Genomic DNA, 5663 nt, shown 5'->3' on the forward strand with positions numbered 1-5663 from the left:
CCAGTGATCATGTTCTTTACATAATCAGCGTGGCCTGGGCAATCAACGTGCGCATAGTGACGTCCGTCTGTCTCGTACTCAACGTGAGCAGTCGAAATCGTGATACCACGTGCACGCTCTTCTGGGGCCTTGTCGATGTCTTCAAACTTAACACCGGTCTTGCCTGCTGCTTCAGCCAATACTTTCGTAATCGCTGCGGTCAGGGTCGTCTTACCGTGGTCAACGTGACCAATCGTTCCAACGTTACAATGCGGTTTCGTCCGCTCAAACTTTTCCTTAGCCATCTCGTCTAATTCCAGTTCTGGTGGACGACAACGCGTCCTCAGGTCCAACATACATAAAAAGCCCGCACTCTGAGGATGCGAGCTTCGTGAAAAATTTGGAGCGGGTGGAGGGAATCGAACCCTCATAACTAGCTTGGAAGGCTAGGGCTTTACCACTAAGCTACACCCGCACATTACGCCTCACATGAACCGTTTGTGCTGAAGGCGGATGGTGGTGGGGGTTGGATTCGAACCAACGTAGGCTTAGCCAGCGGATTTACAGTCCGCCCCCTTTAGCCACTCGGGCACCCCACCAATTATTATCCGCGCCGCTCTCCGTAAGTAACTTGGGTAAGTACCCTTGGAGACCTCAGCAACCGAGCAGTTCGGTGCGCGACGATGATGCGAAATATGTTCATTTCCAGACGCATGTCAACAACAAGATCGAGAAAAATATCATCATAGCTATTTTTTTATTCCCCGCTTGCTGTCATATAGTCCCTCAAAGAGAAACCCAGGAGCACTCGACTGTCATGGCAAAGCCCAAAAAACTGCGAAAAAAGTCCCCTATGAACCGTTCAGGCAAACGCGATAATGCCGGAGCAGGAAATTTATGGCTCTATGGCATTCATGCTGTTCTTGCTGCCCTCGGGAATCCGCAACGGCAGATAAAACGATTCGTCATCACGCATGAGACTCTGGCACGACTGGAATCGGAACTCTCTGAAATAGAACGCCAAACTGAACGCAAAGTCACACCGGACGTTGCCGGAAACGCCGATCTTATCGAACTGCTGCCACCCGGTGCCGTCCACCAGGGTGTCGCCTGCCTCGCCTCTGCCCTGGAAGAGGTCTTCATTGAAGATGTTCTTTCTGAAATCGCCCAGGAAGAGATTGCTGATGGCAAACAGGGGAAGGAAGATTGGGAGTATATACATAAAGGGCGTACCGTCCTGCTGGTCCTTGACCAGGTAACGGATCCGCAAAACGTCGGTGCTATCTTGCGTTCTGCCGCAGCCTTTGGTGCGCGTGCCGTAATTACAACAGATCGTAATTCTGCCCAGCCCACCGGGGCACTGGCCAAAACCGCCTCGGGAGCACTTGAAGTGGTTCCCTATGTTGCTGTGTCGAATCTGGTTCGTGCTCTGGAACAGATCAAGGAGGCTGGCTTCTGGTGTTATGGTCTGGCCGGAGAAGGCGAAAAGACTCTGGCTGAAGCCCTGCCCGAGAACGGCAAGATCGCCCTGATCATGGGAGCCGAAGGCACCGGCATGCGCCGCCTCACCCGTGAGCATTGCGATATGCTGGTCAGCCTGCCAACCCAGGATGCCTTTGGCGTCTTAAACGTATCCAGCGCGGCGGCAGTCGCGCTCTATGAAACCGCCCGCGGCAAATAAATACCGCCTCCCCTCCTCTGCTGCCTTGCCCCTCTATTTACAGACAAGGCAGCAGAGCAAAACAGCAAAGGCAACCAGAGCAGGCCGGGAACAGGCTTGTAAATCCAGAGCAAGGGAAGCTCGCCACTTTAAGGAGTTTGCCTTTTCCTACCTAATTGAGTTAGGGTAAATAAAAGCCGGAATGGCTGCAAGAACAGGTGCAGCTCAAAAAACATACCGTCCCCAATAAGAATAACACCTAGCAAAAAGTCCCAAAATGCCACCACCAAAACGCAATAAATACCTCTCGAGCTCCCTCAGCACCCGCGACCTTATTGTCAAGGTTGCCGAGCAGCTTATCTCAACCCACGGGGTCGAAGGCCTCAAGCTAAAGGATGTCACCAAGGAAATTGGCATCCAGCTGCCGTCTCTCTATGCCCATTTTGCCGGGCGAAGCGCCGTTCTGATCGAAATTGGCAAACGTATCTGTGAAGGTATTGTAGCTGACTTCGACAAGATAGAAAACCTGCCGCCGCGCGAAGCCCTGCGGGAACATACCCGCTTGATGGTGCGACGCTATACCACCAACCGGGCACATGTGCTTGTTCTGCTCGCAGACTTCGCCGCCCCGCAGGGGATTGATGCCCTCAATGCCAATGAAGCGATTCTCTATCCCTATTACGAGCGCTTGAGCGTCATGCTTGAACGCGGAAGACAGGATGGGCTTTTCAAAACCATTGCCCGAGAAGAATTCATTGCCAACCGCTTGGGCATCATTCTGGTCAACATTGCCTTTGCTTCGTTGAAAACCGGTGTATTCACCAAAAAACAGGCTATCAGGCTTGAAGAAAACGTTTTGGCCCAGATTGACTTCATGCTGACCGAAAGCTGAGATCAGCACTCGTTACAGACAACACTGGCAATCGTGTCGCCATACAAAACAGGGAAGCCACCCGTCTGCTTCCCTGTTTTGTATCGTTCAGTCGCAACGCTGTCGAACTTCCTAGAAAGTCGGCGGTGTACAGGCAGAAACGATGACAGCCTCAACCGTTCCCGGGTTGCGCCAGCGGTGCGGAATACGGCTGTCAAAATAGAAACCATCCCCTTCACGCAGGATCTTGCGTTGGTCTCCGACTGTCAGCTCGATTTCACCACGGACAACTATTCCGGCCTCTTCTGATTCGTGACGCAGCAGAGTTTCCCCTGTGTCAGCCCCAGGCTTGAGCTTTTCGAGCAAAATCTGCAAAGCCTTGTTGCTCAAATCCCGGCCGATCTGGCGATAGGAAATATTCCCGCTGCCAATCTCGACCATTTCCTCAGCTCTGTAGAACACCTTTTCTCTTGGCGTCAGCTCCTCGGAAAAAAAGGCCGAAACAGATATGGGAATTCCGGCGAGAACCTTTTTCAGCACCCCAATCGAAGGACTGCTCTTGTTCTGCTCAATCAGGGAAATTACCGCGTTGGAGACTCCAGCCCGTTTTGCCAGCTCCCGCTGCGACAAACCGTTCATCTGTCGCAGGGCCCGAAGGCGTAAACCAAGATCAAAATCGTCATCTTCAAGCATTGCGCACCTGTTTGCTTATTATTATTAACATTATTAACACATAAACTGTATTTCAGGCATAAAAAAGGGGCTATTGCCTATTTTCTTAATCATGTATGATCTTTTCCAGAGCATGTAACAAAGCATGCCGTGACAGAAACATGGTGAGACACGAAAAAACGGGCGGCGGACATAAGTTGTCTATCTTTGAAACAGCAACTTTGATTGTCCCGACATACCTCTGTGGAGGACCTTGCCCTGACCGAGTTGCACCCCGTTCTGGCCCTGTAGGCAAGCGGGCCGGATCGACCAGATTTTGATACAATCCAGAAAGTCCCCAAGGGCCTGGATTAAGCTGCCGGAGATTACTTGTAATACTTCCGTGTAGAAAAGCGGTGTGGTGAACCGGAAAAAACGGCACCACGCCATTGATGAAAAGAATGCCGCTCACCTCCCCCTGCAGGGAACAAGTGAACAAGAGTGGCCAAAGGCGACAGATAAGGAATAAAGAAAATGTTGATTGGTGTTCCCAAGGAGATCAAGAACCACGAGTATCGTGTCGGGCTTGTCCCGGGGTCCGTACGTGAACTGGTTCACAATGGTCATCAGGTTGTGGTTGAGACCAATGCTGGCAATGGTATCGGTTTTTATGATGCGGATTATGAAGCCGCCGGCGCGACAATCGCTGCTACAGCGGCTGAAATTTTTGCTTCTGCGGACATGATCGTCAAGGTCAAGGAACCACAGGAAAGTGAATATACCCAGCTGCGTCAGGGCCAGCTTCTCTTCACTTACCTGCACCTTGCTCCGGATGCCAAGCAAACACATGGCCTGGTCAAATCCGGCTGTGTTGCCGTTGCTTATGAAACCGTAACCGATGCCCGTGGCGGTCTGCCATTGCTGCGCCCTATGTCCGAAGTTGCTGGCCGTATGTCTGTTCACGTCGGTGCCAGCTGCCTGCACAAAGCCCAGAACGGCTCTGGTGTGCTGCTCGGCGGCGTTCCCGGTGTTGCCCCTGGCAAGGTCGTGATCATCGGTGGAGGTGTTTCCGGAACCCACGCCGCACGTATGGCCATGGGTCTCGAAGCAGACGTGACCGTTCTTGATCGTTCCCTCACCCGGATCGATGAACTCAACACTCTTTACGGCAACCGTCTCAACGCAATTTATTCAACAGTTGAATCGATTGAAAAATATGTCTCCGATGCTGATCTTGTGATCGGTGCCGTGCTGGTCCCCGGCGCTTCCGCACCGAAACTGGTAACCCGTGAGCTGATCGGGAAAATGCGACCAGGTTCCGTTCTGGTTGATATCGCGATTGATCAGGGCGGCTGCTTTGAGACCTCGCACGCCACAACCCATCAGGACCCGACCTATGAGGTTGACGGCATCATTCACTACTGTGTCGCGAACATGCCCGGTGCCGTTGCCCGGACTTCGACCATTGCCCTGAACAACGCCACCCTGCCCTTTACCCTGGCTCTGGCCAACAAGGGTTACAAAAAAGCCCTGGGCGATAACCCGCACCTGCTCGAAGGCCTGAACGTTGCTTTCGGCAAGATCACCTGCGCGCCTGTCGCCGAAGCCCACGGTCTGGAATACGTTCCTGCCCGTCAGGCACTTGGCCTCTAGGATATCTGAAAGCCGATATTCATCTGGTGCGTGAAGATAAAGCCAACTGGCCTCTTCACGCACTAGATTTTGATCTGCTTGAAATATCAATAGTTCTGTAAATGGAAAAGGCAGCTCTCAGAGCTGCCTTTTCCATTTACAGTATCAATCACAGAAAGCTTATCACGATCACAAACCAGCGTCGCAGAAACACCTGCTCATTCTGTTTTCAGTCACCGCCTCACATTTTCAGGCAAGGCTGAAGGAGAGATCGCCACTTAGAAGATCACCCAGTTCGCCCGCATCCAGCAGGGGAATGGAATCACCGTCATGATCAAGCAGGTCGCCAGCAGTCAGGCGTAAGCGTTCCGGCTCGTCTGACTGGGATCTGCGCGCTGCGGTGCTCAGATCAATCCCCCCGGTGGAGAAGAGCGGTTTGCCATCCAGGTATAAAGAAGAATATCCCATAACCAGCTTCCTTGATAATTGTCTCGTGATTACAGAAACATCATACCCGCAGGAAAAATTTCGGGTTGTAGCATGGGGGGGACAAAGCTGAGGCATTCCTGTGATGAATTTTTTTACTCTTCATTAACTATAAGAGACCTCAGCAAAACGTCTTTATCTGAGTAATTTACGAATAATGTGTAATGCTTTTGGCTTCGAGCAAAGGCTTTACACATTATTCGTTGTCACAAAGAGATCATTTTGGGTTGTTTAGTCGCTTTACCCATAGGCTTTTCGAAACCTTTCGCCCTTATTTAAATTCCATCCGATAGCTGCGAGTGTAAAGTGTACATGGGTTCGAGCCAGCCCCATAAAGCGGGAGCGGCCCATTCCCCAGAGCCGCTTCATCGATCCAAAGATTGC

The 5663-nt window shown here is 51.8% G+C and carries 7 protein-coding genes and 2 tRNA genes; 3 read left to right on the top strand and 6 right to left on the bottom strand.

Going from position 1 to position 5663, the window contains the following annotated elements:
• From B152_RS23650 to B152_RS0112970, 3 genes are all read right to left on the bottom strand, one after another.
• Positions 1-284: GTP-binding protein (locus tag B152_RS23650; protein WP_033406102.1), on the bottom strand; the 284-nt coding region annotated here is incomplete at its 3' end.
• A 96-nt stretch (positions 285-380) separates the two neighbouring features.
• Positions 381-454, bottom strand: a tRNA-Gly gene (locus tag B152_RS0112965).
• A gap of 39 nt (positions 455-493) precedes the next feature.
• A tRNA-Tyr gene (locus tag B152_RS0112970) sits at positions 494-578 on the bottom strand.
• Positions 579-796: 218 nt separating this feature from the next.
• On the opposite strand from B152_RS0112970, the gene rlmB reads away from it, so the two are divergent.
• Complete coding sequence (gene rlmB, locus B152_RS23655) at positions 797-1660, top strand: 23S rRNA (guanosine(2251)-2'-O)-methyltransferase RlmB (RefSeq protein ID WP_020592856.1); 864 nt, start codon at positions 797-799, stop codon at positions 1658-1660.
• Positions 1661-1916: 256 nt separating this feature from the next.
• On the top strand, positions 1917-2531 hold the full coding sequence (locus tag B152_RS0112980) for a TetR/AcrR family transcriptional regulator (protein WP_020592857.1): 615 nt from the start codon (positions 1917-1919) through the stop codon (positions 2529-2531).
• A 111-nt stretch (positions 2532-2642) separates the two neighbouring features.
• On the opposite strand, the gene B152_RS0112985 is transcribed toward B152_RS0112980, so the two are convergent.
• A complete protein-coding gene (locus B152_RS0112985) occupies positions 2643-3203 on the bottom strand; it encodes a cupin domain-containing protein (RefSeq protein WP_020592858.1) in 561 nt (186 codons plus the stop codon).
• 492 nt (positions 3204-3695) lie between these two features.
• On the opposite strand from B152_RS0112985, the gene ald reads away from it, so the two are divergent.
• Positions 3696-4814, top strand: a complete 1119-nt coding sequence (gene ald / locus B152_RS0112995) for an alanine dehydrogenase (protein WP_020592860.1) — start codon at positions 3696-3698, stop codon at positions 4812-4814.
• Between the two features lie 228 nt (positions 4815-5042).
• Here the strand turns inward: ald and B152_RS0113000 are convergent, their stop codons facing one another.
• Together B152_RS0113000 and B152_RS26640 are read right to left on the bottom strand one after the other, a co-directional pair.
• Positions 5043-5261, bottom strand: coding sequence for a hypothetical protein (locus B152_RS0113000; RefSeq protein WP_020592861.1), 219 nt, complete (start codon positions 5259-5261; stop codon positions 5043-5045).
• A gap of 258 nt (positions 5262-5519) precedes the next feature.
• Positions 5520-5648 carry a hypothetical protein gene (locus tag B152_RS26640; protein WP_083921885.1) on the bottom strand — a complete coding sequence of 43 codons (129 nt, stop codon included), beginning with the start codon at positions 5646-5648 and terminating at the stop codon, positions 5520-5522.
• Positions 5649-5663: the final 15 nt, after the last annotated feature.

Source organism: Kiloniella laminariae DSM 19542 (assembly GCF_000374005.1).
Classification (GTDB): Bacteria; Pseudomonadota; Alphaproteobacteria; order Kiloniellales; family Kiloniellaceae; genus Kiloniella; species Kiloniella laminariae.